At 73.4% G+C, this 25,833-nt stretch carries 24 protein-coding genes and 2 pseudogenes; 13 read left to right on the forward strand and 13 right to left on the reverse strand.

Annotation, left to right across the window (positions count from 1 at the left end; translation table 11 throughout):
• Positions 1 to 39 precede the first annotated feature (39 nt).
• Both AB0O67_RS26095 and AB0O67_RS26100 read right to left on the reverse strand, forming a co-directional pair.
• Positions 40 to 1,716, reverse strand: coding sequence for a class I adenylate-forming enzyme family protein (locus AB0O67_RS26095; protein ID WP_365454597.1), 1,677 nt, complete (start codon positions 1,714 to 1,716; stop codon positions 40 to 42).
• Complete coding sequence (locus tag AB0O67_RS26100; protein WP_365454600.1) at positions 1,713 to 3,488, reverse strand: CoA transferase; 1,776 nt, start codon at positions 3,486 to 3,488, stop codon at positions 1,713 to 1,715. Before AB0O67_RS26100 ends, AB0O67_RS26095 begins: the two co-directional genes overlap by 4 nt.
• A gap of 109 nt (positions 3,489 to 3,597) precedes the next feature.
• Between AB0O67_RS26100 and AB0O67_RS26105 the strand changes: the two genes are divergently transcribed.
• Positions 3,598 to 4,776 (forward strand): acyl-CoA dehydrogenase family protein, encoded by a 1,179-nt coding sequence (locus AB0O67_RS26105; protein ID WP_365454603.1) that lies wholly within the window; start codon positions 3,598 to 3,600, stop codon positions 4,774 to 4,776.
• A gap of 388 nt (positions 4,777 to 5,164) precedes the next feature.
• Here the strand turns inward: AB0O67_RS26105 and AB0O67_RS26110 are convergent, their stop codons facing one another.
• The 7 genes from AB0O67_RS26110 to AB0O67_RS26140 all read right to left on the reverse strand — a co-directional run bounded on the left by AB0O67_RS26110 (position 5,165) and on the right by AB0O67_RS26140 (position 12,752).
• Positions 5,165 to 6,160, reverse strand: coding sequence for a sugar ABC transporter permease (locus AB0O67_RS26110; protein ID WP_365454606.1), 996 nt, complete (start codon positions 6,158 to 6,160; stop codon positions 5,165 to 5,167).
• Complete coding sequence (locus AB0O67_RS26115; RefSeq protein WP_365454609.1) at positions 6,157 to 7,374, reverse strand: MFS transporter; 1,218 nt, start codon at positions 7,372 to 7,374, stop codon at positions 6,157 to 6,159. Before AB0O67_RS26115 ends, AB0O67_RS26110 begins: the two co-directional genes overlap by 4 nt.
• Positions 7,375 to 7,477: 103 nt before the next feature.
• Positions 7,478 to 8,194 carry an ATP-binding cassette domain-containing protein gene (locus tag AB0O67_RS26120; RefSeq protein WP_365454612.1) on the reverse strand — a complete coding sequence of 239 codons (717 nt, stop codon included), beginning with the start codon at positions 8,192 to 8,194 and terminating at the stop codon, positions 7,478 to 7,480.
• Entirely contained in the window at positions 8,187 to 9,155 is a 969-nt protein-coding gene (locus AB0O67_RS26125; RefSeq protein WP_365454660.1) for an ABC transporter ATP-binding protein, read from the reverse strand. Before AB0O67_RS26125 ends, AB0O67_RS26120 begins: the two co-directional genes overlap by 8 nt.
• A gap of 110 nt (positions 9,156 to 9,265) precedes the next feature.
• Positions 9,266 to 10,162, reverse strand: a complete 897-nt coding sequence (locus AB0O67_RS26130) for an ABC transporter permease (protein WP_365454615.1) — start codon at positions 10,160 to 10,162, stop codon at positions 9,266 to 9,268.
• A 14-nt stretch (positions 10,163 to 10,176) separates the two neighbouring features.
• Positions 10,177 to 11,145, reverse strand: coding sequence for an ABC transporter permease (locus AB0O67_RS26135; protein WP_365454618.1), 969 nt, complete (start codon positions 11,143 to 11,145; stop codon positions 10,177 to 10,179).
• A gap of 20 nt (positions 11,146 to 11,165) precedes the next feature.
• The gene (locus AB0O67_RS26140) at positions 11,166 to 12,752 is read right to left on the reverse strand and encodes an ABC transporter substrate-binding protein (protein ID WP_365454621.1); all 1,587 of its coding nucleotides are present in this window, start codon (positions 12,750 to 12,752) and stop codon (positions 11,166 to 11,168) included.
• 178 nt (positions 12,753 to 12,930) lie between these two features.
• On the opposite strand from AB0O67_RS26140, the pseudogene AB0O67_RS26145 reads away from it, so the two are divergent.
• Positions 12,931 to 13,137: pseudogene (locus AB0O67_RS26145) on the forward strand (hypothetical protein); the annotation flags it as partial.
• A 19-nt stretch (positions 13,138 to 13,156) separates the two neighbouring features.
• Here the strand turns inward: AB0O67_RS26145 and AB0O67_RS26150 are convergent.
• A complete protein-coding gene (locus AB0O67_RS26150) occupies positions 13,157 to 13,579 on the reverse strand; it encodes a DUF6174 domain-containing protein (protein WP_365454624.1) in 423 nt (140 codons plus the stop codon).
• Positions 13,580 to 13,932: 353 nt separating this feature from the next.
• Here AB0O67_RS26150 and AB0O67_RS26155 point away from each other — a divergent pair, with 353 nt between their 5' ends.
• From AB0O67_RS26155 to AB0O67_RS26170, 4 genes and pseudogenes are all read left to right on the forward strand, one after another.
• Positions 13,933 to 14,583, forward strand: coding sequence for a DUF4360 domain-containing protein (locus tag AB0O67_RS26155; protein WP_365454627.1), 651 nt, complete (start codon positions 13,933 to 13,935; stop codon positions 14,581 to 14,583).
• 223 nt (positions 14,584 to 14,806) lie between these two features.
• A complete protein-coding gene (locus tag AB0O67_RS26160; protein WP_365454630.1) occupies positions 14,807 to 16,873 on the forward strand; it encodes a discoidin domain-containing protein in 2,067 nt (688 codons plus the stop codon).
• A 905-nt stretch (positions 16,874 to 17,778) separates the two neighbouring features.
• On the forward strand, positions 17,779 to 18,186 hold the full coding sequence (locus AB0O67_RS26165) for an SseB family protein (RefSeq protein WP_365454633.1): 408 nt from the start codon (positions 17,779 to 17,781) through the stop codon (positions 18,184 to 18,186).
• 77 nt (positions 18,187 to 18,263) lie between these two features.
• A pseudogene (locus AB0O67_RS26170) lies at positions 18,264 to 18,854 on the forward strand (MBL fold metallo-hydrolase); the annotation flags it as partial.
• Between the two features lie 320 nt (positions 18,855 to 19,174).
• Here AB0O67_RS26170 and AB0O67_RS26175 read toward each other — a convergent pair.
• Positions 19,175 to 19,444 (reverse strand): hypothetical protein, encoded by a 270-nt coding sequence (locus AB0O67_RS26175; RefSeq protein ID WP_365454636.1) that lies wholly within the window; start codon positions 19,442 to 19,444, stop codon positions 19,175 to 19,177.
• Between the two features lie 118 nt (positions 19,445 to 19,562).
• Entirely contained in the window at positions 19,563 to 19,952 is a 390-nt protein-coding gene (locus tag AB0O67_RS26180; RefSeq protein WP_365454639.1) for a MarR family transcriptional regulator, read from the reverse strand.
• A gap of 450 nt (positions 19,953 to 20,402) precedes the next feature.
• On the opposite strand from AB0O67_RS26180, the gene AB0O67_RS26185 reads away from it, so the two are divergent.
• From AB0O67_RS26185 to crcB (AB0O67_RS26205), 5 genes are all read left to right on the forward strand, one after another.
• Positions 20,403 to 20,690, forward strand: coding sequence for an ArsR family transcriptional regulator (locus AB0O67_RS26185; protein WP_365454642.1), 288 nt, complete (start codon positions 20,403 to 20,405; stop codon positions 20,688 to 20,690).
• 62 nt (positions 20,691 to 20,752) lie between these two features.
• Positions 20,753 to 21,715 carry an SMP-30/gluconolactonase/LRE family protein gene (locus AB0O67_RS26190; protein WP_365454645.1) on the forward strand — a complete coding sequence of 321 codons (963 nt, stop codon included), beginning with the start codon at positions 20,753 to 20,755 and terminating at the stop codon, positions 21,713 to 21,715.
• A gap of 162 nt (positions 21,716 to 21,877) precedes the next feature.
• Positions 21,878 to 22,339, forward strand: coding sequence for a fluoride efflux transporter CrcB (gene crcB, locus AB0O67_RS26195; protein WP_365454648.1), 462 nt, complete (start codon positions 21,878 to 21,880; stop codon positions 22,337 to 22,339).
• Entirely contained in the window at positions 22,336 to 22,515 is a 180-nt protein-coding gene (locus AB0O67_RS26200; protein ID WP_365454651.1) for a hypothetical protein, read from the forward strand. Before crcB (AB0O67_RS26195) ends, AB0O67_RS26200 begins: the two co-directional genes overlap by 4 nt.
• The gene (gene crcB / locus AB0O67_RS26205; protein ID WP_365454654.1) at positions 22,512 to 22,886 is read left to right on the forward strand and encodes a fluoride efflux transporter CrcB; all 375 of its coding nucleotides are present in this window, start codon (positions 22,512 to 22,514) and stop codon (positions 22,884 to 22,886) included. The genes AB0O67_RS26200 and crcB (AB0O67_RS26205) overlap by 4 nt, the downstream gene beginning before the upstream one ends.
• Before the next feature lie 50 nt (positions 22,887 to 22,936).
• Here crcB (AB0O67_RS26205) and AB0O67_RS26210 read toward each other — a convergent pair whose 3' ends face one another.
• Complete coding sequence (locus AB0O67_RS26210) at positions 22,937 to 23,998, reverse strand: acyl-CoA desaturase (RefSeq protein WP_365454657.1); 1,062 nt, start codon at positions 23,996 to 23,998, stop codon at positions 22,937 to 22,939.
• A 209-nt stretch (positions 23,999 to 24,207) separates the two neighbouring features.
• Between AB0O67_RS26210 and AB0O67_RS26215 the strand changes: the two genes are divergently transcribed.
• Together AB0O67_RS26215 and AB0O67_RS26220 are read left to right on the forward strand one after the other, a co-directional pair.
• Positions 24,208 to 24,885, forward strand: a complete 678-nt coding sequence (locus AB0O67_RS26215; RefSeq protein ID WP_365454663.1) for a FadR/GntR family transcriptional regulator — start codon at positions 24,208 to 24,210, stop codon at positions 24,883 to 24,885.
• 56 nt (positions 24,886 to 24,941) lie between these two features.
• On the forward strand, positions 24,942 to 25,833 hold an 892-nt coding region (locus AB0O67_RS26220), incomplete at its 3' end, for an asparaginase (RefSeq protein ID WP_365454666.1).

Raw genomic sequence — 25,833 nt, forward strand, 5'->3', positions numbered from 1 at the left:
GCCGCCCGCGCCGGGCGGCCCCCTCGGCGCCTGGCGGACTCAGCCGGCCGGGGCCAGCGGCTGCTCCGGACCCGGCTGCGCGGCGAATCGTTCCCGCAGTCCGGCACGGTCGGGCTTGCCCGCCGGGGTGAGCGGCAACTCGGCCATCACCAGCAGCCGTTCGGGGTGCTTGCGCTGCTCCAGCCCCCGCCTGCCGAGATGGGCGCACAGCTCGCCGAGCGTGGGCGTACGGTTCTCGCGCGGCACCACGCAGGCCGCGAGCCGCTCGCCCATCAGCGGATCGGGCACGCCGACACATACCACGTCCCGCACCAGCGGATGGCTCGCCAGCTCGGCCTCCACCTCCGCGGGGCTGATGTTGGCCCCGCCGCGGATCACCACGTCCTTGAGCCGGCCGACGACCCGCAGGGTGCCGTCCTCCTGGAGCAGGCCGAGGTCGCCGGTGCGCACCCAGCCGTCGTCGGTGCGGTAGCGGGCGTCGAGGTCGGGGGCGGCGACGTAGCACAGCGGGGTCATCGGGCCGCGGGCCACGATCTCGCCGACCGTGCCGCTCGGCAGCTCCCGCAGTTCGCGGGTGCCGGGCGAGGCGATGCGGATGTCGGCGACGCGCGGGTCGGGGTGGCCCGCGAGGATGCCCGGCCCCGCACTTCCCGTGTCCTCGGCCGCCAGTCCCGTATGGCAGTTGACGCCGTCGGCCGAGCCGTACAGGTTGACGACGGGGCAGCCGAAGACGCGCCGCGCCTCCTCGGCCGTGGTCTCGTCCAGCGGGGAGCCGCCGACCACCAGGGCGGTGGGCGCGGTGAACTCCGGCCGGCCGTGCTCGGCGACGCGGTCCAGCATCATCCGGATCATGGTCGGCACGCCGAGGACATGGGAGGGCCGGTGCGCGGCGAGCGCCTCCAGCGCGGACTCCGGCGTGAAGTGGTCGAGCAGGACGAGGGTGCCGCCGTGCCGGGCGAGCGCGACGGCGGTGCCGTTGCTGCCGAACGCGGAGGCCAGCGGCACCAGGAACAGACAGCGCGGCGGCTGCCCGCCGGTCATCAGGGAGGCGAGGAAGTTGCCGCGCCCGCCGGCCAGCGCGTTGTGCGAGTACGCCACCATCTTCGGCTCGGCCTCGGAGCCGGAGGAGACGAGGATGCGCGCGGCGGAGTCGGGGTGCGGGCGGGCCGGGGCGAAGGACCTCGGGTCGGTGCGCAGCAGCTCGGACAGCGCGACGGCACCCTCGGGTGGGGTGCCGGGCCCGGCCGCGACCACGGCGCGCAGGGCGGGCAGTTCACCGGCCAGGGCCAGCAGGTCGGCCGCGTGGTGGTTGCCCCGGTGCTCGGCGGCGGCGATGACCGCGACCGCCTCCGATCTGGCGAGCAGCGACGCCGCCTCCCGCCCGCCGCGGCCCACCGGGAAGGGCAGCGCGACGGCGCCCAGGGCGGCCAGCGCCAGGTCGGCGATGACGGCGTTCCGGCCGTTCGGCAGTTGTATGCCGACCACGTCACCGGCGCGTATGCCCAGCCCTGACAGGCCGGCGGCGAGACATCGGGCCTTGCGGTCCAGCGCGGTGTAACAGAGTTTTCCCTTGGCGTCGAGGATCGCCGTGCGGTGCAGGTCGGCGATCTGGTGGGCGCGGTAGAGGCTGTACAGGTCGAGGTCGGGGCAGGTGCCCTCGACGGCCCAGGAACGGCGCAGCTGGGCGGGAAGCAGGTCGTGCAGGGTGACGGTCATGCGAAGCTCCAGGGGTCGGGGACGGCGGGGGCGCCGTGCGCGTCGCGGCTGATCGAGCCGGTGGTGAGCAGGTCGGAGAGGTCGGTGACGACCGGGACGGCCGCGAGCCCGCGGCCCCGCAGGTCTTCCAGCGCCTGTGCGGTGGACAGCGCGCGCAGGTCGCGGCGGATCGCCGCCTGGTCCGGAAGGGCGATCCAGCCGTCCGCCGTCGGCAGCGGACGGCGGAAGCCCGCCGGCCGCCGGGGGTCCAGCCCCCGCCCCGCACGGGCGCGGGCAGGCGCGGTGAGCACGTCGGAGGCACCGAGCAGGGACGAGTCCACCCGCACCCCGCACCCCGTGCGCTCCCGCAGCAGCAGGCCGGCCAGCACCGCCTCGGCGCCCAGCAGGCCGCCCAGCACGTCGAGCAGGGTCATCAGCGACGGTGCCGGCGGCTCGTCGGCGGGCCGGGCGGCCTCACCGACCCCGGTACGGGCCTGCACCATGAAGTCGGTGCCCATGGGCGCTCCGGGCAGCCGGCCGGCCCAGCCGCTCGTGCACGCGTAGACCAGCGCCGGGTTGGCGACGGCCAGGTGCTCGTGGTCCAGGCCGAGCTGGGCCGCCTTGCCCGGCGCCCAGTTGTGCAGGAACACATCGGCGCCCGCCGCCAGCTCGCACAGCCGCTCGCGGTCCGCCGCCGACTTGATGTCCACCTCGACTGCCTTCTTGCCCCGGTTGAGCGCCAGCCAGCGTGCCGAGACCCCCGAGCAGGTGGGCGGCATCCCCCGCAGCGGATCCCCGCCCGGCGGCTCGATCCGGACGACCTCCGCGCCCAGCAGGCCCAGCAGATGGGCGGTGAGCGGCGCCTGGATGCGGCGCCCCGCCTCCAGGACGGTCAGCCCGGCGAGTGGGGCGTCGACGGGGGCCGTCGTCCCGGCGGGCGGGACGTCCACCGGTGCCGTCGTCCCGGCGTACGACGCCTGGTGCGGTACGAGTTCCCACGGCGGCGCTCCGTCGTTCTCGGTGGCACGCCGGGCGAGCGACGACAGCGGGCACACGTCCACGCCGGCGCCCCCGGCGGCCTCCCGGACCCGTTCCCACGAGAACGCCCGCACGCTCTCGTGCAGCACGCGCGGGAAGGGGGCGCAGGCGGTCGCGTACCGGAACTGGAAGGGCCGCCAGCCGCGCCGTATCGCCTCCTCGGGCGCGCCGAGCGCCCGCCAGAACGCGGCCCAGCCGCCGGGGTCGAGCGTCTCCAGCTCGAAGAGCGTGCCGTCCGCCGCCCTGAACGGAGGTCCGCCCGGCGCGAGTTCGGCGGCCTCGCCCTCCTCGGCCCCTGCGGCGGCCACGTACTGCGAGACCGCCAGCAGGCCGGCCCGCTCCGCGCTCACGTGCGCGCCGGGGAGGCGTCCCCCGCGGGTCTGCGCCAGCAGTCCGGCCAGCAGCGCCTGCACGGTGAGGACGCCGGTGGCGGTGGCCGCGTAGTCGACGGCGAGGCCGCGGGGAGCGCCGTCACGACGACCGTGCACGGCCATGACGCCGGTCGCCGCCTGCACGGTCGCCTCGTCGACGACACCGTCGCCCCATGTCGTACGGGCAGTGACCGCCTCAGGCCCGGACCGCCACCCGGAGAGGGCGAACCGGCCACCGGAACGGCCGTCGCCGTCGGCGCCGAGCAGCCGCAGATGCTCCGTGACGAGCCCGTCCGCCGGGCCCGGCGGACCCGAGGACTCCCTGCGCAGTCCCTCAAGCGGCCGGGCCGTGCGCAGGGTGACGGGTGTGGCTGGAGGTGCCATGCCTTTCCTTCCTGACGCTCGGGAACCCGGGGGCGGTCGCCCCCGACCTGTTCCACGACAAGAGCAGTCGGACCGGCGAGGGCCGGAGTTCCCACGGGAGCGGAGGAAAGTGGTGCGAGCGACGCGGGGTGAGCCTCAATGTCCGCCGGATTATGTGGAGTTGCGGGACCGGGTGGCGGAGTTCGTCCGCACGCGGGTCATGCCCCATGAGCGGGTGCTGGACGGGGGCGGGCCGGAGGCGAGCGCAGTGCTGGCCCGGCTCCGGAAGGAGGCGAAGGATGCCGGGCTGTGGGCGATGCCCCACCCGGTCGAACTGGGTGGTCAGGGACTGCCGTTCGGGGCGTACGCGCATGTCGCCGAGGCCGAGGGGGCGAGCGACCACGGCCCGGCGGTACTCGGTTCGGCGTCGCTGCTGGACGCCCTGATGCTGTGGCGGCACGGGAGCCCACGCGTCCGCGAGACGTACGTCCGCGCGCTGGTCGCCGGGGATCTGCGGGCCTGTTACGCCATGACCGAACCCGACGTCCCCGGCACCGACCCCTTCCGCACCGCCACCAGCGCCGAACAGGGCAGGGACGGGGCCTGGCGGCTCAGGGGCCGCAAGTGGTTCACCAGCGGGGCCGCGGACGCCGACCTCGTCACGGTGCTGGCGCGGACCGACGGCTGGGCCCCGGACCGGGACGGGCTGTCGCTGCTGGTGCCCACCGGTTCGGCCGGCTTCCACGTGACGCGCGACCTGCCGGTGCTGGGCGCGGCGGGCCAGTACGAGATCGCACTGGACGAGGTGACGGTCGACGCCGACCACCTGGTCGGTGAGCGCGGCAGGGCCCTGGCCGTCGCGGGCGAGCGGCTCCAGCTCGGCCGCACACTGCGCTGTCTGCGCTGGCTCGGACAGGCGCAACGCGCCTTCGCCCTGATGCGGGAACGCGCCCTGTCCCGCACCAGCTCCCGCGGTCCGCTCGGCGAACTCCAGCTGGTCCAGCGCCACATCTTCGAGTCCCTGCTGGCCCTGCGCACCACCCGGCCGCTCGTCCACGAGGCCGCGGGCCTGCTGGACGCGGGGCTCGACGCCCACGTGGAGGTGGGCCTGGCCAAGGTGGCGGCGGCCCGCACGCTCCAGCAGGTGGCCGACGCGGCGATCCAGGTGTACGGCGCGGAGGGGCTGGGCCCGGACACCCCGCTGCCCGGGCTCCTGCGCACCGGCCGCGCCGCACGCATCCTGGACGGCCCGGACGAACTGCACATCACCTCGGTCGCCCGACGAGTGCTGCGAACGGGCCCTCCCTAGCCGGACGGCACGCCGCCCGGCCGTGCCGCGATGCGGGCTCTCCGCGATGCGGGCTTGGCCGGACCCGGCGCGGCGCGCTGCGTACTCGCCGCGCGCGGCGCGCTGCGTACTCGCCGCGAACCGGCTCGGCGTCATACGGGCTCGGCGTTATGCGGACTCCGCCGCGATACGCGCTCGCCGTTGTGCGGGCTCGGCACCACGCGGACTCCACGTCCTGCGGGCTCGGCGCGATACGCGCTCGGCGGCATCGCCGGGACGCCGGCTCGCGGCTCCTCGCGATGCGCGCTCGCCGCGTCACGCGCTCCGCGCCGTAGCGGCTAGCCGCGACGCCTGCTCCGCGCCATTGCGGCTCGCCGCGACGCCTGCTCCGCGCCATCCGGGGTCGGCGCTACGTGGGCTCGGTGAGGCCGGTGAGTAGTGCGAGGGCGTAGGCGAGGAAGAAGTCGCCCCAGATCAGCTCGTGCGCGACGGCCGTGCCGGAGGCGAGGTCGTAGCAGCCGTCCATCAGGCGGCCGTCGCCGGTCAGATGGGAGCGGACCAGCTCGTCGAGGACGGCGACGGCCCTGCTCCCGTGCCCGAGCAGCAGCAACGCCGTGGCGGTGACGGCGGCCGCCGAGGTGTCGTACGGGCCCTCGAGCCGCGCCGCGTCGGCGAGCGGCACGAGGGCGTCCGGTGTCAATCCGGCCGCCACCTCCCCGAGTTCGCCCACACCCGCATGACGTACGGCCTCGGCCACGGCCAGCAGCAGCCAGGCCGGCCCCCGGCTCCACCCCGGCGGCGGATCCTCCCGGGCGGTCCAGCCCCGCCTCGGGTCGTGCTGCCACGCCCAGTGCCGGGGCCGCTGCCCGAGGCAGAGGTCGAGGTGGCGCCGCAGATGGGTCACGGCCGCCTCCGCGTCCACCGTGGCGAGCAGCGGCACCAGCCCCGGCACGCCGTCCGCGCGGGCGAGCATGCGCGGCCCGCCGAACGCCGAACCCCAGGGCACCAGGCCCAGTTCCGCGTCGAAGGAGTCCCGGCAGGCCAGGGCCGCCCGTTCCCGCAGGCCCAGTTCACCGTCGGCCGCCAGAAGGGTGCCGTACCAGAAGATGAGCCCCCGAGTGGCGGTGTCCGACTCGGCCCAGCCCGCGAGCCGGGCGGTGCACAGCCGCGCGGCGTCCCGGTCCGCCGGAGCACCGGTGTACCGGGCGCGCAGCCACAGCAGCCCCGCCCAGAAGCCGCCGGTCCACGAGCCGCGCCCGGTCGTCGTCCACGTCCCGTCGTCCGGCCCGGCGAACAGCGGGAAGCGGTCGCCGACCGCCGCGCGGGTGACGGCGACCCGGCCGAGTACGCGGGCGAGGGCCGGAGCGGCCCACGCGGGGGTCGCGGCCGGGGCGTGGGCGCTCACGCCCCGTCGCCCCCGCGACGTCCACGCAGCGCCCACAGCCCGGCGACCACGCCCGCGCCCGCGAACTCGCCCGCCACGAGCCCCCATCCGGCGCCGTAGCGGCCGGCCTCCGCCAGCAGACCGAACACCGGCGGCCCGATCGCGAACCCGGCGAAGAACCCGGCGGAGACCAGTGCGGAGTCCTGGCCCGCCCGGCCGGGAGCGGCGCGCTGCATCACCAGGACCATCGAGACCGCGTTGGCGGACACCGCGAACACCCCCACGGCCACCGCGGCGGCCCAGGCGAGCGCGGGCGCGTACGAGGAGAGGGCGAGCAGCAGCGCCGCCGGCACCGCCCCCGCGGCCAGCAGACCCGGCAACCACACGGACCGGCCGGGGCGGCCGGCGAGCTTCGACCAGCCGACCCGCCCGGCGATCCCCGCCACGCCCAGCACGGCCACCAGCGCGCCCGCCGCCGTGGCACCGAGGCCGAGCCGCTGCGCGCCGTAGAGCGCCAGATAGGTGTTCACGGAGGCGATGCCACAGCCCAGCAGCAGGGAGAAGACCATCAGCCAGGCGATCGTGCCGCGCGGCACCCCCGCCGCCGGCGTGGATTTCGCGGGCGGATCACCGGGCAGGACACGCGCCGCCCACACGGCCGCCACGACCGCGGCACCCGCCGCCGTCCAGACCGCTCCCCGCCATCCCGCGACGGCGGCGAGTGCCGCGAGCGGCAGCCCCGCCGCGAACGCCCCGAGCTGGACCCCCGACTGCTTCATCCCCGTCACCGAGCCACGCCGGGCGGGCGGTACGACGGCCAGGATCGCCTTGTTCGTCGCAGGGTTGGCCAGCGCCTGCGGCACTCCGCCGAGCGCGACCGCCGCCAGCAGGAAACCGGCGCCGGGTGCCGCGCCGACGAGCGCCAGCGCGAGCGCCGACACCGCCAGCAGCGCGACGAGACACCGACGCGGGCCGACCCGGTCCACCACCCGCCCACCGGCGGGGGAGAGCACGGTCGCCGTCGCGAACCCGACGGTCGTCGTCAGCCCCAGCACGGTGGGGGAGACGCCGAGTTCCGTCACCAGCCGCGGACCCAGCGCCCCCAGCAGGAACAACTGCACCATCGAGAAGGCCATGGCGCAGGTCAGCAGCGCGGTCAGCGCAGGGACCGTGCCCTTCGCCCCCGCCTTGCCCACCTCGGCCGCAGTCCCCGTCCCGCTCCGACCCGTCGTCACAGACGCACCTCCCAGCAAGAGCAGTCGGGCCGGACCGTCTCCGGGTTCCGGCCCCTCTCGATCCCGGGATGTGGCGTGTGCCACACGTGGCGGACGCGAGGGTTCAGGATTCGCCGGAGCGGCGCTCGCCCACGGTCACCGGCTCGCCCACGGTCACCAGCTCCCCCGCGCACACCGTTTCCCAGGGGACCGTGCGATCGCACCAGCGGTGCAGGAGCGTGCGGTCGTGTCCCACGGCGAGCAGACCCGCGCCGGTGGTGGCGCGGTACTCCTCGACGACCGCGACGAGCGCGGCGGTCGTGGAGGCGTCGAGCATCGCGGTCATCTCGTCGCACACCAGCCAGCGGGGGCGCAGCACCAGGGCACGGGCGAGGCACGCGCGCTGGAGCTGCCCGTCGCTGACCTCATGGGGCTGCCTGCCCAGCAGGTCGGGGGTCAGGCCCACCGCCGTGGCCAGCTCGCCGACCCGTGCCGGGATCTCCTCGCGCCGGCCGGTGGCGCGCAGGGGTTCGGCGATCAGGTCGGCGAGCCGCAGGCGGGGGTCCGCGGAGAGCCGGGGCTGCTGGAAGACGACCCCGAAAGCGGTGCGCAGCTCGCGGGGTGCGCGGTGACGCCACCGCCGTACCGGTTGGCCGTCCAGGAGCAGCGTGCCGGAGTCGGGGCGGTGCAGTAGGGCGGCGACCCGGGCGAGGGTGGACTTGCCGCAGCCGCTGGGGCCGAGCAGGCCGACGGCCTCGCCCGGCGCGACGGCCAGGGAGGCGTTCCGCACGACGGGTGCGCTGCGGTCGTATCCGGCGGTGACGGCGCGTAGTTCAAGCACGGATGTCCTCGGGAGCCGGAGCGGCGGGGCGCGGCTTCTCGGGGCCGTGACCCGTGAGCGGGTGATGGCAGGCGACCGCCTGGGCCAGGGGCGGCAGTACGGCACAGCTGTCGGTGACCCGGTCGCAGCGCGGGGCGAAGGCACAGCCGCCGGGGAGGTCGCCGAGCTCCGGGGGCAGGCCGGGAACGGGCGTGAAGGCGCGGTCGGGGAGGGCCTGGAGGAGGCCGCGGCTGTAGGGGTGACGGGGGCCGGGGGAGCCGAAGAACGCCGTGGCGTCGGCGATCTCGACGATACGGCCCGCGTACATCACGGCGATCCGGTCGGCGATGCGCTCGGCCGCCGCCAGATCGTGGGTGATCATCAGCAGTGCGCGTCCGGAATCTCCTGTGCCGTCCGGGCTGTCGACGTGGCGGCGCAGTTCGTCGACCGTACGGTCCACCAGGTCGCGGTCCAGCCCGGTCGTCGGCTCGTCGGCGAGCAGCAGCGGGGCGTCGCCGACGAGGGCGAGCGCGGTGGCGGCGCGCTGGGCGAGGCCGCCGGAGAGCTGATGCGGGTGGCGGTCGAGGTGGTCCAGGGGGAACGCCGCGCGCCCGGCGGCCGACTCGGCGGCCGCGCGCAGCGCGCCCCGGCCCCGGACGCCGGTCAGCTCCCTGATCGTCTCCTCCAGTTGGGAACGGATCGTGCGCACGGGGGTGAGGTGCGCGGCCGGGCTCTGTGGAATGAGCCCGATCCGGCGGCCGCGGACACGGCGTGCCAGGGTCCGTTCGTCGGCGCAGAGCAGGTCGAGGTCGCCGAGCCGGGCCTCGCCGGCCGTCCGGGCGTTGGCCGGGAGCAGGCCCAGCAGGGCGGACGCGAGGACGGACTTGCCGCAGCCGCTCTCGCCGATCAGGGCCAGGCACTCGCCCGCCGCCACGTCGAAGTGCGCGTCGGTGACGGCGGCGACATGGCGCCCGCCGGGCATACGGAAGCGCACCGAGAGGCCGCGCACCGAGAGCACGGGTGGCTGGCCGGCGGGTCGTGGCGGCAGGTGAGGAGCCGGTCGTCCGGCCGGTCGCCGTGGCGGTCGCTCGGTCACAGCATCAGCTCCGATCGGCGGCGGGGGTTGATCCGCTCCCGCCAGGCGCCGGCCAGCCCGGCGACGGCGAGGGTGGGCACGATGACGAACAGGCCGGGGAAGAGGGTCGGCCACCACTGCCCGGCGAGCAGCGAGCCGCGCGCGCTCTGGATGAGGGTGCCCAGGCTCGCGGTGTGCGTGGGCAGCCCGAGCCCGAGGAAGGACAGGGCCGACTCGTGCCACATGGCGTGCGGCACCATCAGCACGGCGGCCAGCGCGGCCTGCGGCAGCACAGCGGGCAGCAGGTGTCGTACCGTCACCCGCCACCGCGAGGCGCCCCCGGAGACGGCGGCGTCGATGTACGGGCGGGAGCGCAGCGAGAGCACCTCGGCCCGGACGATGCGCGCGGTCGACAGCCAGTGGGTGAGCGCGACCGAGACGACCACCGGCCAGACACCGGGCCGGAACATGGCGACGATGAAAATGCCGAGCAGCAGATGAGGTACGGAAGAGAAGGTGTCGACCAGGCGCATGATGCCCCGGTCGAACCAGCCGCCCAGGGCGCCGGCGGTGGCCCCGACGGCGGTGCCGACCACGGTCGCCGTCAGTGCCGCCGCGACGCCGACGAGCAGCGAGACCCGCAGCCCGTACACGCAGCGCAGCAGCAGGTCCCGGCCGACGTCGTCGGTGCCGAAGGGGTGCGTCCAGGACGGCGGTTGCAGCTTGGCCGCCAGGTCGACGGCCTGCTGGTCGAGTTGCACCAGCGGTGGGACGAGCAGGACGGCGAGGACGGTCAGGGCCACCAGCGTGGCGGAGGCCCGCACCCGCAGCGTGCGGGTCGAGCGGCGGGCGGTGCCGGCGGCCCGCCACTCGGTCCCGGCCCGTGGGTCGGTCTCGGTCGCGGTTTCAGCCATGGGAATCACCACGGTCACATGTCACTGAGCTTCACCCTCGGGTCGAACAGGCCGTAGAGCAGGTCCGCGACGAGGTTGCCGACCAGGACGGCGGCGGTCGCGAGCGTGGTCAGTGCGGCGAGCAGCGGGAAGTCGACGGCGGTGGCCGCCTCGACGGTGGCCGCGGCGATGCCCGGCCAGCTGAAGACACTCTCCACCAGCAGCGCCCCGGTGATGAGTTCGGGAACGCGGGAGCCGATCAGGGTCAGCACCGGCAGCAGCCCCGAGCGCAGGGCGTGCCCGATCAGGACGGTGCGTTCGCCCAGTCCCCGGGCGCGGGCGCCCCGGACCGGGTCCTCCGCCAGCGCGTCGCCGACCCCTTGCCGTACGTACAGGGCGAACCAGGGGAGCTGGGAGACGGCGAGCACTCCGGCGGGCAGGACGAGGTGGCTCGCGACCTGACCGGGGGTGACCCGTTCGCTCGCCGTGTCGGTCAGTCCACCCGCCGGGAGCACGTCGAGTTGCAGGGCGAACAGCCACACGGCGAGCAGGGCGATCCAGAAGACCGGCGCGGCCTCCAGGGTGTACGCGAGCGAGGTGACGGCCCGGTCGAGCAGCGATCCGGGGCGGCGGGCGGCGAGCACCCCGAGCACCGTCCCAGCGAGCACGGCCACGACGAACGCGACCGCGCACAACAGCGAGGACCACACCAGGCGTTCGCCGATCACCTGGGCCACCGGCTGCCGCAGCACGCTGGAGTGGCCGAGGTCGCCGGTGAGCGCGGAGGTCAGCCACTCCCACCAGCGGGCCGGGAACGACCGGTCCACGCCGAGGTTGTCCCGCAACCGGTCCAGCGTCTCCTGGTCGGCACCGAGCGCGGCCGTGCCGGCGTACGCCTTGACGGGGTCGAAGGGGGAGGCGGCGGCGATGGCGAACACGCCGAACGTCACGACGAGCAGCACGGGGACGGCGAACAGGGTCCGCCGTCCCGCCAGACGTGCCATCGCCCCCCAGGGCAGTGGCGTCACGACGTGGGCTGCCAGTCCTCGATGTTCCACCAGGGGCCGCTGGCGAAGCCGTGCTCGTGCGGTTCGAGCTGCGTGGTCAGCCCGTCCCAGCGGTCCGCGAGCACGTAGAGGTGGTCGATGTGGGTGAGGAACGTGTAGCCGGGATCCTTCACCAGCTCGCGCTGGACCGTCCGGTACGCGGCCTCGCGCTCGTCCGGTTCCTGGATGCGGCGGCCGGTGTCCAGTGCCTCGTCCACGGCCTGGTTGTCGTAGCGGGCCATGTTGTTGAAGCCGTCGCCGGCGAGCGAGGAGTGCAGCAGGGTGTAGAGGCCGAAGTCGGGGTCGCCGGTGCTGCCGAAGCCCGCGAGGACCGCGGTGTCCTTCATCCGCGGTTCGATGACCTCCCAGGTGGCACTCTCCACCGTCACGGCGATGCCGGCCTTCTTGGCGTCGGAGGCGTAGGCGAGGGCGTGGTCCTGGCGGACCTTGTCGCCGGAGGGGTAGAGCAGGGTGAACGCGGCCTGCTGCCCGCCCTTGGCGCGGATGCCGTCCCGGCCTGCCGTCCACCCCGCGGCGTCGAGGATCCGCCGGGCCTTGTTCAGGTCCTGCGGGCGCTCGATCTCCTTGGCGAAGGAGGGATCGTCGACGGGCAGCGGCCCGTAGGCCGGTGTGCCGGCGCCGTCGAGGATCTTGTCGACCATCGCCTCGCGGTCCACGGCGGCGTCCAGCGCCTGCCGGATCGCGCGGTCGCCGGTGACCTTCCCGGCGCTCGGGAGGGCGACGGCGCGGAAGTCGTAGGACCTCGCCTCGTACGACTTCGCGCCGTCGTCCTTCTTGAAGGTGGCGGCGAGGTTCGGCGGCAGTACCGCGCCGTCCAGGTCGCCGGAGCGCAGCCGGGTGGCGCGTACGTCGTCGTCCCCGATGACCGCCATGGTGAACGTCTTCACCTTCGGCGCGCCGCCCCAGTAGTCCGGGTTCGCCTTGAAGGTGAGCTTCTCGCCCTTGCTCCAGGCGGAGAGCACGTACGGTCCGGTGCCGACCGGCTTCGTGTTGAAGGAGCCGGTGTTGGGGTCCTGCCCGCCCGCTATGTGCTCGGGCACGATGGGCAGCACCGTGCGCCCGGCGAAGGGCGCGTAGGGGTACTTCAGCGTGAAGACGACCTTGTCGTCGCCGCTCGCCCGGACGTCCTTGACGGCGTCCAGTTCGCTTCTGGCCGTGTTGTTGGTCTTCTCGTCCAGGACGGTGCGGTAGGTGAAGACCACGTCGGCGGGCGTCAGCGGCTCCCCGTCGCTGAACCTCACGCCGTCGCGCAGGGTGTACGTGTAGGTCAGGCCGTCGTCGCCGACCTCGGGGAGCGACGTGGCCAGGGCGGGCTTCAGCTTCAGGTCGGCGTCCCGGGCGAGCAGCCCGTCGAAGATCTTGGAGTTGCCGTCCTTGCCGTACCCGAGCAACGGGCTGAGCGTGTCCGGCTCGGAGCCCACGCCGATCACTACGGAGTCGGCGGAACTGCCGTCGGCGCCGCCCTCGCCGGGTGCGGAACAGGCGGCGACCCCGGCCGCCATCGCCGCCACGACGGCGGCACCTCTTGTTCGACGGGTCGTCATGAGCCTCACACTCTTGTTGCTGGCCGATCGTACTTGCACATTATGTGCGACTGGAGAGCTACCCATGCGCACGGGCTGTCAGTCGCCGCAGATCGGAGCGGGTTCGGCGAGGCGGGGAGTTCACGGCCCGCGCGTTGAACAGCCCCCGCCGTCCCTCCGTATCCCAGTGCGAGCAGCAAAGGCCGACTACCTCATCACCACGTTCCCCGAGGAGCGGTTCAAGCGGACGTGGCTGGACGAGGCCAGTGTGTACGGGGGGAAGCATCTCGTCGGTTCGCGCTGGGTGGTCAGTGCGAAGCCGGAGATGCTGGAGTCGTCGCGCTCGCGGCTCGGCGGGACCGTTCAGCAGCTGCGGGGGACGGGTCCGGCCCCGGGTACGCCGTAGCGGCCCTCAGCACCTCATCTCACCGGGCGTCCGGCTGGTACGCGCTGATGACGTACACCGCCTCGTCGTCGATGGCCCGCAAGTCCCGGTCGAGGACGATGCGCCGCGGATGCCCGTCCGTCGCGTACTCGATCTCGGCCGTGTCCGCGCCGTCCTGCCGGGCCTGATCGAGTTCGTCCAGCAACTCGCCGATGGTGGGCACCGCGTCGAGGTTCTGCCCGACCACCCGCCGTCCGCTGTCGTCCAGGCCGGCCGCCGTCGCGACCTCGCCGTCCTCGACGCTCACGCGGAACGTCCCGATCAACGCCCGCTCGCCTTCGGTCGACCGGAGCGTGTAGCTGTACGAGGAGGGTTCCTCCCAGGTCGCCGCGCCCTGTGAGGTGCCGCTGCCGCAGGCGGTGGTCGCGCACATCAGCCCGGCGATCAGTGCAGGAGCGAACACGGCACGGTTGCCCAGGCGTGCACTCGTCGTGGCGGCAGTCCCTTCGACCTCTTGGGCGGCTACCGCTATGACGCCGGCCGGCGCCGGAACGTTCGCGTGCGAAGCGGGGGCGGTTCGGTCACTCCTGCGGGGATGTCCGGATCCAGCCCTGGCCGCCCGAACGACCAGGCCCCTACGATGCGAGCGCTCCCGACCTTCACAGCGTCTTCACAGGTGCCTCCCGGGGGTCGGGGCGCGATCGGTTCGCCATGAACAGGTGCAACGTTGACATGTTCATGACTGAACCGTCGTGGTTGCCACCCCCCGGCTCAGGGGCCGCACCCAGGCCTCGAAGAAGCACAGATGGGAGAACCATGGCTGCTGGCCTGCTCATGAGCAGCGCGATCGGTGCGCTGCTCGCCACGGCGGTACCCGCGCAGGGCCCGTCGACCGGCATCGTCGACCCGCCCCCGGACCGCATCGTCATCAAGGTCGCCACCGTCAACGGCTCCGGCTGCCCGCAGGGCACCGCCGCCGTCGCCGTCTCGCCGGACAACACGGCCTTCACGGTGACCTACAGCGAGTACCTCGCCCAGGTCGGCGGCGGCTCCGACCCCACCGCGTTCCGCAAGAACTGCCAGCTCAACCTGATCGTCCATGTGCCGCAGGGCTTCACGTACGCCGTCGCCAGCGCCGACTACCGCGGCTTCGCCGCCCTCCAGCGGGGTGCGAGCAGCGTCCAGCGGGCCTCGTACTACTTCCAGGGCTCCTCGAACACGGAGTTCAGAAGCCACCCCTTCCGCGGCCCCTACAACGACAACTGGCAGGCCACCGACACCACCGACTGGGCCCAGCTGGTCTGGGCACCCTGCGGCGTCCAGCGCAACTTCAACATCAACACCGAGCTGCGGGTCAGCGTGGGCAGCTCCAACCCGGCCGAGACCAGCTTCATGACGATGGACTCGACCGACGGGGACATCAGCACCATCTACCACCTCGCCTGGAAGGAGTGTCCCGACAGCTGACCTGACGGACATCGGTCCGTGCCCCGGTGCGCCGAGACGTCCGGCGGACCGGGGCACGGGAGTACCAGTACTGCCCAACGGCTGTCCCACGCGCGGCTCTTGACGTCCAATGCACCGCTGGCCATCCTCGACGCATATCGCGCCGTTCATGACAACCCGTCAGTAGCGGCCCCAGAAGGGCCCTGGCGACCGTGCCAATCCCGCCGACCGAGGGACGTGGGTAATGACCCTGGCTCCACGAAGCCCGAACCGCCGCCGCAGGCACGTCACCGTCGTGTCGCTGCTGCTCCTCGTGCTCGCCACCGTCCTCGGCCCCGCGCCGAGTTCGGCCGCCGGGACCGACTGGTGGACCCCCGGCGCACGGCCCGCCCCGGACTCCCGGATCAACGTCACCGGCGAGCCGTTCACCGGCACCGACGCCCAGGGCAAGGTGCGCGGCTTCGTCGACGCGCACAACCACATGTTCTCCAACGAGGCGTTCGGCGGACGGCTCATCTGCGGCAAGACCTTCTCCGAGGCCGGTGTCGCCGACGCCCTCAAGGACTGCCCCGAGCACTACCCCGACGGCTCGCTCGCCGTCTTCGACTTCATCACCAACGGCGGTGACGGCAAGCACGACCCGGTGGGCTGGCCCACCTTCGAGGACTGGCCCGCGCACGACTCGCTGACCCACCAGCAGAACTACTACGCCTGGGTGGAGCGCGCCTGGCGCGGCGGCCAGCGCGTCATGGTCAACGACCTCGTCACCAACGGCGTGATCTGCTCGGTGTACTTCTTCAAGGACCGCAGCTGCGACGAGATGACGTCGATCCGGCTGCAGGCCAAGCTGACGTACGACCTCCAGGCCTACGTCGACAAGATGTACGGCGGGCCCGGCAAGGGCTGGTTCCGGATCGTCACCGACAGCGCGCAGGCCCGCCAGGTCATCGAGCAGGGCAAGCTGGCGGTCGTCCTGGGCGTCGAGACCTCCGAACCCTTCGGCTGCAAGCAGGTCCTGGACATCGCGCAGTGCAGCAAGGAGGACATCGACAAGGGCCTCGACGAGCTGTACGCCCTCGGCGTGCGCAGCATGTTCCTGTGCCACAAGTTCGACAACGCGCTCTGCGGCGTCCGTTTCGACTCGGGCACCCTCGGGACGGCGATCAACGTCGGCCAGTTCCTGTCGACCGGCACCTTCTGGAGGACGGAGAAGTGCACGGGCCCGCAGCACGACAACCCCATCGGCGGCGCGGCGGCCCCCGCGGCCGAGAAGGAACTCCCGGCCGGGGTGGACGTGCCCTCCTACAACGCGGACGCCCAGTGCAACGTCCGCGGCCTCACCGCACTCGGTGAGTACGCCGTACGCGGCATGATGCAACGCGGGATGATGCTCGAGATCGACCACATGAGCGTCAAGGCCACCGGCCGGGTCCTCGACATCTTCGAGTCCGAGTCGTATCCGGGCGTGCTGTCCTCGCACAGCTGGATGGACCTCGACTGGACGGAGCGGGTCTACTCCCTCGGCGGCTTCATCGCCCAGTACATGCACGGCTCCGAGGGCTTCATCGCGGAGGCGGACCGCACCGAGGCGCTGCGCGAGAAGTACGGCGTGGGTTACGGGTACGGCACCGACATGAACGGCGTCGGAGGCTGGCCGGGCCCGCGCGGCGCGGACGCCCCGAACCCGGTGCAGTACCCGTTCCGCAGCGTCGACGGCGGCTCGGTCCTCGACCGGCAGACCACCGGCCGACGGACCTGGGACCTCAACACCGACGGCGCCGCGCACTACGGCCTCGTACCGGACTGGATCGAGGACATCCGCAGGGTCGGCGGCGAGCGTGTCGTGGACGACCTCTTCCGGGGCGCCGAGTCCTACCTAGGCACCTGGGGAGCGTCCGAGCGGCACCAGGCCGGCGTGAACCTGGCCTCGGGCGCCTCAACCACGGCCAGTTCGGCGGAGTGGAACCCCTTCACCAGCTACGCGCCGGGCCGCGCCGTCGACGGCGCCCGCGACACCCGCTGGGCCAGCGACTGGAACGACGACCAGTGGCTGCGGATCGACCTCGGCTCCACCCACCTGGTCGGCCGTGTCACGCTCGACTGGGAGCGGGCGTACGGCAACTCGTACCGCGTCGAGCTCTCCACCGACGGCACGAACTGGAAGACCGCCTGGTCCACCACCGCCGGTGACGGCGGGCTCGACACCGCGCGGTTCACCCCGACACCCGCCCGGTACGTCCGAGTCCAGGGACTGGACCGGGCCACCGACTGGGGCTACTCGCTGTACGAGGTCGGCGTCCACAGCAACTGACGACAGGAGTGCCCCCGCGCACGTATGCGCGAGAAACACGCATCTTGTGCGAATTTCCGGCTGTCTGATTGGATTCGCCATGCCCGTACCGGTGGATATTTCTACGTGGTGGAAAGGGTGGCGGGGCATGGCGAATTACCCTGGCGCACAGCGCCGCCGGGCGCTGGTGTCCCCGAACTGCTGGAAAGGGGAGGACGGTTGACAGGGATCACGGCCGCACGATGGCTGGTCCGTCTCCGTGTGCGGAAAACCCTGGGTGTCCGGGTCGTGCCGCGCACTCCTTCGAGTGACCCTCTCGCCGCGCTGGTGAGGACCGCGCAGCAGTTGGACTACGGCGCCGGCCGGGCCGGCGGGATGACAGGGGGCGACCCGAAGCGGTAGGGGTCGCGCCGCTCGCCGGGAGGACGAGTTCGGGCCGCCCGGCGACGGGCGAGGCGATCGGCCCGGGCCGCACGAGGTGCGCGGCCGATCCCCACCCGCTCGCGACGACACCCCACTCCGTGCCACAGGGCTCGGCCACCCGGTGGACGTGGCCCTCGACGCCGCCGGGCGCTGCCACGTCGTCGACGCCTCGCTCGAGGCGGTGCTCCGCGTCCAGGAGGAGGGCACCACGGTCGCCGTCGCGGGCGGGCTCGGCGCCCGCGAGGTGGCCGTACCTCCTCGCCGGGCCGGCCCTCGCCCGACCTCGCGCCGCTGCTCGCCGCCGACGGGGAGTGAAACGGTGCCGCGGCCCACTCCGGCGTGCCGCACCCCCCGCGCGCAGGGACAGGGCGGCACGCCGTACCGAGGATTCCTCGGCCCGGCGGGCATGGTCCGCGCCCCGCCGGGGTACGCGTCGAGGGCCGCACCGGAGACCGATCTTGGCCCGGGCGGGCCCCCCGAACCCCACGATCAGGGAATCCGCCATGGAGACACCCGCGAACGACCCGACCCCCACACCGGCCCAGCGGGCGCTGGACGCACTCGTCGTGAACACCGAGGACGAGGCGGCGCTGGACACGCTCGCGAGCAGCGACGTGCTGATCCCCGTGCCGGACGACGCCGTGGAGGAGGAGGCCGCCGACCCGGGCGCGGTGGCGCTGCCCGTGCTGGAGGAACCGGACGGGCGGCCGGTGGTGCCCGTGTTCACCTCCGAACTGGAGATGGCGGAGCTGCTGCCGTTCGTCTCCCGGTACCGCCTCGTGCCGCTGGGCGCCCTGGCCTCGCAGTGGCCCTCCGACGACCTGTCCCTCACCATCGACGGCAGCTCGTCGCACGGTCTGACGCTCACCTCGGACGGGGTACGGACCCTGCTGGCCCGGCCGCAGCACTGAGCCCGGGCGATTCACCTCGGGTGAACGCCCACGTCACGCGGGATCCGCCACGCCGACGCATGCCGAGGTCGGCCGGAATGCAGCGCCGCGCGGGGGCGGTCAGGCCCCGCGCGGCGGGAAGACCCCAGCGAAAGGATCCGCAGCGAAGGGACGTCGGGGGTCGTCTTGAGGGTCGTCCTGCTCGGCACCGCGGCCGCAGGCGGCTTCCCGCGGTGGAACGCGGCTGCGCACCGTGCGCCGCCCGTGACGGCAAGCTGCCCTCCCGGACCCAGGAAGCGGCGGCCGTCACCGGCAACTTCCGGGACTGGTGGCTGCTGAACGCCTCGCCGGACATCCGCGCCCAGCTCGCCGCCGCCTCCGCGCTCCGGCCGGCGCCCGGGCCCCGGTCGACGCCGGTGCGGGGCGTGCTGCTGACGGACGCCGAACCCGAGCACGTATCCGGGCTGACGGAGCCGCGCGGAGGTCCGGGCCTGAAGGTGTACGCCGCGCCACCGGTCCTCGCCGCGCTCATCCCCGCCCGCGCCATGGTCGACCGGTACGAGCCCTGGGAGTGGTGCGACAGCCTCACCGACGGCGGCTTCGTGCTCTCCGGCGGCCTGGTCGTCACCGCGCACCCCGTCGGGACGTCGGCGCCGTCGTATCTGCCGCGGCGCACGGCGCACGAGAGCTGGGTGACGGCGTACCGCATCGAGGACCTGGCCACCGGCGGTGTCCTGGTCTACGCCCCCGCCTGGCCGCCCAGGGCGCGGAGCTGGACGAGCTGCTCGCGGGCGCCGACTGCGCGCTGCTGGGCGCAAGCCGCTTCACGACGGCCGGCAAGGTTCCGACCGCTTGCGGGCCGCCGCCCGGGCTCCGCCGTGTCCCCAGCCGCCTCGACGACGCGAGCCCTCTGCTCGATCCAGCCTCGGCGGCCCGTGCGCTGGCGGGCGAGGCGGGTGTCGAGGTCCTCGCGACGGGGCCGAGTTCGTGCTGTGATCCGCCGCGGCCGTCACTCGGTGGTGAGCTCCAGCAGCTGGTCGGCGGCGGTGGCGTTGCCCGCGTCGGCCAGTCGGCGCAGCTCGTCCAGGTTGCCCTGCTCGGTGGCGACCTCGATCAGCTGGTCGGTCGCGGCGCTGCTGCCCCGGTCGGCGAGGCGGCGCAGCTCGTCCAGGTCACCCCGTTCGCCGGCGAGCTCGACCAGCTCGTCGATCGCGTCGGGGTCGCCGCTGTCGGCCCGCTCCCTCAGCAGCGTGAGTGCGGTCGGGTCGGAGTCGGTCATGTTCGGCACCTCTCGTGTTCGGTGGCCCGGTGTGGGCAGCTTTCCCGAGGCTCGGAGCCCGTCACGACCAGGTACCCCAGCGGTGGCCCCCCATCAGGGGAAAGAGCGCCCGTCCGGCTCAGCCGGTCAGCGTCCGCCGCAGCGCCGCCCGCTGCAGCGGCAGCACCTCGGCGTGCAGGGCGCGGCCCTTGTCGGTCAGGGAGACCCACACACCCCGCCGGTCCTCCGGGCAGACGTTGCGCTCGACCAGGCCGTCCTTCTCCAGCCGGCCGATGAGGCGGGAGAGGGCGCTCTGACTCAGGTGCACCCGGCCGACGAGGTTCTGCACCCGGCAGTGGTCGCCCGCCTCGGGTGTCTCGGCCACGAGGATGTCCAGCACCTCGAAGTCGCTCGCGCCGAGCCCGTGCGGATGGAGCGCGCGGTCGATCTCCCCCATCGTGCGGGCGTGCACCGACAGGATGTCCCGCCACCGCTGCTCCAGACCGGTGCCGACCGTGTTCGCTGCCATGTCCGCACCGTAACACCGCCCCGGCCATTTATTGAAGGTGCAACTAGTGCGTGTGCAAGCGGTCGGGCGGCGGCGGGCGGAAGCCGGGACCTGGGTCGACTCGCGCCTCACCAGCTCCGTGGGCAGGATCACCGCCGCCGGATCCTCCCCGCCGATCCGGGCGAGCGGTACCCGTACCATCTCGGCGCTGATCCGGTATCCGGCGAGCCGCTCGACACCACCCGGCGTGTCCAGCGGGCCGGTGACCACCCTGACCCGCCGCCGCCCGAGCGAGAGCAGATGGGCGGACCGCGTCCGGCGCGCCGTCCCGGTCGTGACGGCCGATCCCGCGATATTGAGTCGAAGGCCCGTTCGATCCCGGTCAACTCCGGCGGTGTGCCGGATGCGGCGGCTTGCCCGGCGCCCCAGTGGGGAAACGCCACGTAGAGGGTCCGGAACGAGGGGGACGCGATGCTGAGGACTCCCGCCGGCGACGCCCGCCTGCGCATCCTGGAATGGCTCAAGGATCCGGTCGCCCACTTCCCGCGCCAGCGGTACGCCGACCTCGTCACCGACGGAGTCTGCGCCGACGCCGTCGCCGCGAAGCTCGGTGTGCCGCGCGCGGTGGCTCGCACCCACCTCACCCTCCTCACGAACCTCGGCATGTTGCGCGCCAAGCGCGTCCGGCGCCGTGTCCACTACCGCCGTGACGAGGTCCGGATCGCCGAGGTGGCCCGGATCTTCGAGAAGGGCTGGTAGCGCGGGGGTCGCAGCGGGTAGCCACCCGGGGTCACACCTCCGACCGCGAAGGGCAGCCGCCCATGCACACCCCCACGCCTTTAGTGCCGCTCCGCTATGTCGACATCGGCGCGCGCGGCCCGGAGGACGTCGTCGTCGACGTCCAGGGCCGCGTGCTGACCGGCGTCGAGGACGGCCGCATCCTGCGTCTCGACGGCCTGGCAGATCCCGCGGCGACCCGGGTCGTGACCGTCGCGGAGACCGGCGGCCGTCCGCTCGGCCTCGAACTCCTCCCCGACGGCGCCCTGTTGGTCTGCGACGCCGAACGCGGGCTGCTGCGCGCCGATCTCACCCAGGGCACCGTACGCGTCCTCGCCGACTCGGTGGCGAAGGAGCCGCTGCGGTTCTGCAGCAACGCGGTCGCCCTGCCGGACGGCAGTGTCTGCTTCACCGTCTCCAGCCGCCGCTATCCACTGGAGCACTGGATCGGCGAGGTGGTCGAACGGACCGGCACTGGCCGGTTGTTGCGGCTGGAACCCGGCAGCGAGCGGCCCGAAGTACTCCTGGAGGACCTGCAGTTCGCGAACGGCCTCACCGTGAGCCGGGACGGCTCGTTTCTGGTCGTCGCCGAGACCAGCGCGTGCCGTCTCACCCGCTACTGGCTCACCGGCCCACGCGCCGGGCAGCACGAACCCTTCGCGGAGGACCTGCCGGGCATGCCCGACAACATCTGGCGCGGCGGCCTCGACGGCCCGTTCTGGGTGGCGCTGGCCGGCCCGCGCCTGGCCGCCCTCGACCTGTTGCACCGCGCGCCCGGCACCGTACGCCGCGCCGCGGCCCGGACGGCCGTGCATGTCCCCGTCCGCCCACCGGCCCAGGGCGCCGTCCTGGCGTTCGACGACGGCGGCGACATCGTCCATCACCTCACCCACCGCCGCCCCGGCTTCCGCATGGTCACCAGCGTGTGTGAGGCGGGCGGACTGCTGGTCATGGGCAGCGTCCGGGAACGCGGCGTCGCCGTGTCCGAGGCGCCGGCGCCGAAGTGACGGGGGCGCGGCCACGGAGTTAGATTGACTGCGGCCGCGTGCGCGCGGCGCGGCGGTGGGGCCCGCCATACCCGAACCGTGGCATCGGGGCCGCCAAAGGTCCCTGTTCGCGAAGGCAGGTGCCCGTGTGTCCGGGCCCCGGCGAGTAGGAGACGTACGGCCATGACATCCCCGGAGACCGAGAGCCTCCCTCCGGGCACACGTCCGCCAGGACGGACCGGCCGGCGGGCCGAGGTGCCCGTCGTCGCGGTGGTCGCCGTCGGTGGCGCGCTCGGCGCCACGGCCCGGTACGCGGCCGCCCTGTGGTGGCCCGCGCGGACCGGCGGATTTCCCTGGTCGACCTTCTGGGTCAACGCCGTCGGCTGCGCGGCGATCGGCGTGTTCATGGTGCTCGTCACCGAGCTCCGGGCCGTGCCCCGCCTGGCCCGCCCCTTCTTCGGCACCGGGGTGCTCGGAGGCTTCACCACCTTCTCGACGTACGCGGTCGACATCCAGCGGCTGTCCGGCTCCGGCCACCTGGGTACCGCCGCGGCGTACCTGGCCACCACCGTCGTGGCGGCGCTCGCCGCCGTCTGGGCCGGGGCGACCGTGACCCGCCGTTTCCTGACCTGGAGACGCCGATGACCCGACTCACCGGCACCGCCACCCGTGTGACCGTCTGCGTCCGAGAGACCTCCCGGCTGTCGTCCGGGAGCGAGGACCCGCCGGTGGCCGAGGGGCCCGTGATCCGTCGAGACCGCGAGGTCATCAGGTACGGCGGCCGGGACGCACCCGGCCGGAAGGGCGGGCAGGCCTCGTGAACTGGCTGCTGGTCGTCGTGGGCGCCATGGTCGGCGCCCCGCTGCGCTATCTCACCGACCGGGCGGTGCGGTCCCGGCACGACTCCGTCTTCCCCTGGGGCACCTTCACGGTCAACGTCGTCGGCTGTGCGGTCCTCGGCCTGCTGGCCGGCGCGGCAGCCGCCGGTGCCGCGAGCTCCCACCTGCAGCTGCTGCTCGGCACGGGCCTGTGCGGGGCGCTGACCACGTACTCGACCTTCTCGTACGAGACCCTGCGGCTGGCGGAGACGGGGGAGAGGCTCTACGCCGTCGTCAACGTCGTGGGCAGCGTGGTCGTGGGTCTCGGCGCGGCGTTCGCGGGGGCGGGGATCGGCGCGGCGGTGTGGTCGTAGGGGACGGTGGGCGGACGCGAAGGCCCTCCGCCCACCCTCCCGGCGAGGTGTCAGCCACCGGCCCCGCGCAGCGGCTCCCCGACACTTCTGAGATGGCGCAGCGCCTCCCGGTGCGAGGCCAGCAGACCCGTCTGGTGGTATGGGATGCCCAGCTCGGCGCAGTACCGCTCAGTGATGATCTGGGCCCTGCCGAGCGCCGGCGTCGGCATGCTGGGGAAGAGGTGGTGCTCGATCTGGTAGTTGAGCCCGCCCATGAGGGCGTCGACGAGGGCGCCGCCCCGGACGTTGCGCGAGGTGAGGACCTGGCGGCGCAGGAAGTCCAGCCGCGTCCCTTCCTCGATCATCGGCATCCCCTTGTGGTTGGGGGCGAAGACCGAGCCGAGATAGATCCCGAACAGGCCCTGGTGGACGGCGATGAACGCGAGCGCCTTGGCGGGGGAGAGGACGGTGAACAGGGCGCCGAAGTACAACACGAAATGGACGACCAGCAGCGCCCCCTCGAGAACGGGTCGTTTCATCGACGGATTGCGCAGTGCCTTGAAGCTGCTGAAGCTCAGATTCAGCCCTTCCAGGGTGAGCAGCGGAAAGAAGAGCGCGGCCTGGTGCTTTCCGACGAAACGGGGCAGCCCTTTCGCCGCCCGTGCCTGGCGCCGTGACCACACCAGGATGTCGGGGGAGACGTCCGGGTCCTTTCCCTCGTGATTGGGGTTCGCGTGGTGCCGGGTGTGCTTGTTCATCCACCAGCCGTAGCTCATGCCCAGCAGCAGATCGGCGACCAGCAGACCGCCGGCCTCACTGGCGCGGCGACGGGAGAAGACCTGCCGGTGGGCGAGGTCGTGGGCCGCGAGCCCGAGCTGGCCGAAGACCACGGCCAGGAGCGCGGCGACGATCAGCTGACTCCAGCTGTTCCCGACCATGAGAAACGCCCCGATACCTCCCGCAAGAGCGAGGGCCACCGCTCCGAAACGCACGGTGTAATACAGCGGACGGCGCCGCAGAAGCCCGGCCGCGGTTATCCGGCGGGACAGTTCGGAGAAGTCGCTTCCGTCGCGTCGGTCGCCCGTTTCTTCGCGCGTGGACGAGTTCCTCGGAAGCACCACTGGTTGCGTCATGTCCTTGAGTATGTGAATGAATTGCCGACAGCAGAATGGCGTGGGCCCCCGAGGTGGGGTGCAGGTGGCCCCCCTGCCGCTACGGGGGGTTCCCGCACGTCAGGCCGCCTGGCCGCCCTTGACACGAGCCGCGGGCGGGCCGGAGTATCGACCTCGTGAACCTGTCAGACAGCCAGACAGCTGGGTTCGGCCCGCGGCGCGTCAGCGCGATGGAAGCGGTGCTCACCCACCTCCGTGGCGCCATCGAGCGCGGTGAGTACGCGATCGGCGACAAGCTCCCCTCCGAGGCGGAACTCTGCCGCACGCTCGAAGTCTCCAGGCCCGTGCTGCGGGAAGCTCTGCGTGCCCTGCAGACGATGGGGCTGACCGTCGCCAAGACCGGCAAGGGCACCTTCGTCGTCGCCGGCAGCGTCGAGGAGCCCACCTTCGGCGACTACTCGGCCAGCGACCTGCTGGAGGTGCGCCGCCACGTCGAGATCCCGGTCGCCGGGTACGCGGCGCTGCGCCGCACCCCGGAGAACCTCAGCCGTCTGACCCACCTCCTGGACAGGATGGAGCGGGAGACGGACACCACCGCGTGGGTCGCGATGGACACCGTCTTCCACCTGACCGTGGCCGAGGCCGCGCAGAACCCGGTGTTCCGCCGGGTCATCGAGGAGATCCGGGACGCGCTGGCCCGCCAGTCGGCCTTCCTGAACGAGCTCGGCGGCCGGCGAGAGCAGTCCGACCGCGAGCATCGGGCCATCGTCGAGGCGCTGGCCGAAGGTATCGAGCAGGACGCGATCGAGGCCATGACCCACCACCTCGACCGGGTCGAGACCACCCTCACCGACATCGTGCGCCCCGCGCGCGCGGACACCCCCACGCAAGGCGGAGCCGACGCGTGACCCGTGAACCGGTCCACCTCGACCCCACAGTGAAAGTGAAGGAGAACGAGTCGATGGTGCACAGCGGCTCCGTCGCGGACGCGCCCCTCGTCCGGCAGCCCCGCCACGCCCCCGTCGCCCACCTCATACGCGCCGGGATCGTGGAGGGCGTCCACTACGGCTCCGTCGTCGTCCTCGGCGCGGACGGCGAGGTCGAGTTCCAGCTCGGTGACATCGAGGCGGCGTTCTACCCGCGCTCCGCGCTCAAGCCCCTCCAGGCCGCGGCCATGGTGCGGGCCGGGCTGCCGCTCGCCGGCGAGCTGCTCTCCCTCGCCGCCGCCAGCCACTCCGGCGAGGAACGCCACCTCGCCGGCACGCGGCGCATCCTGGAGCTCGCCGGACTCGCCGAGAGCGACCTGCGCAACGTGCCCGACATGCCGCTCGACCCGGTGGTGCGGGACGCCTGGGTGCGCGAGGGCCGTGCGCCCTCCCGGCTCGCGCAGAACTGCTCCGGCAAGCACGCCGCCATGCTCTGGACGGCCAAGCTCAACGGCTGGTCCCTCGACGACTACCTCGACCCCGCCCACCCCCTCCAGCAGGCCATCGCCGAGATCGTCGAGGACCTCACCGGCCGACGCGTCGCCCAGGTGACCGTCGACGGCTGCGGCGCGCCGCTGTTCTCCGTCTCCCTGCACGGTCTGGCGCGCGCCGCCTCGCGGCTCCTGACCGCCGGGCCCGGCACCCCCGAGGCGCGGGTCGCCGACGCGATGCGCGAGCACGCCGAGATGGCCTCCGGCTCCGGCCGGGACGTGGCCGCGCTGATGCGGGCGGTGCCCGGGCTGCTCGCCAAGGACGGCTTCGAGGGCGTGCAGGTCGCGGCGCTGGACGGCGATCCGGCGCGGGGTGTCAGACGGGGAGTTCGGCACGGACCACCACCAGCTCTTCCTTGTCCTCGGTGGCGGACAGCAG

This window comes from Streptomyces sp. NPDC086077, assembly GCF_040686175.1.
In the GTDB taxonomy this organism is placed as follows: domain Bacteria; phylum Actinomycetota; class Actinomycetes; order Streptomycetales; family Streptomycetaceae; genus Streptomyces.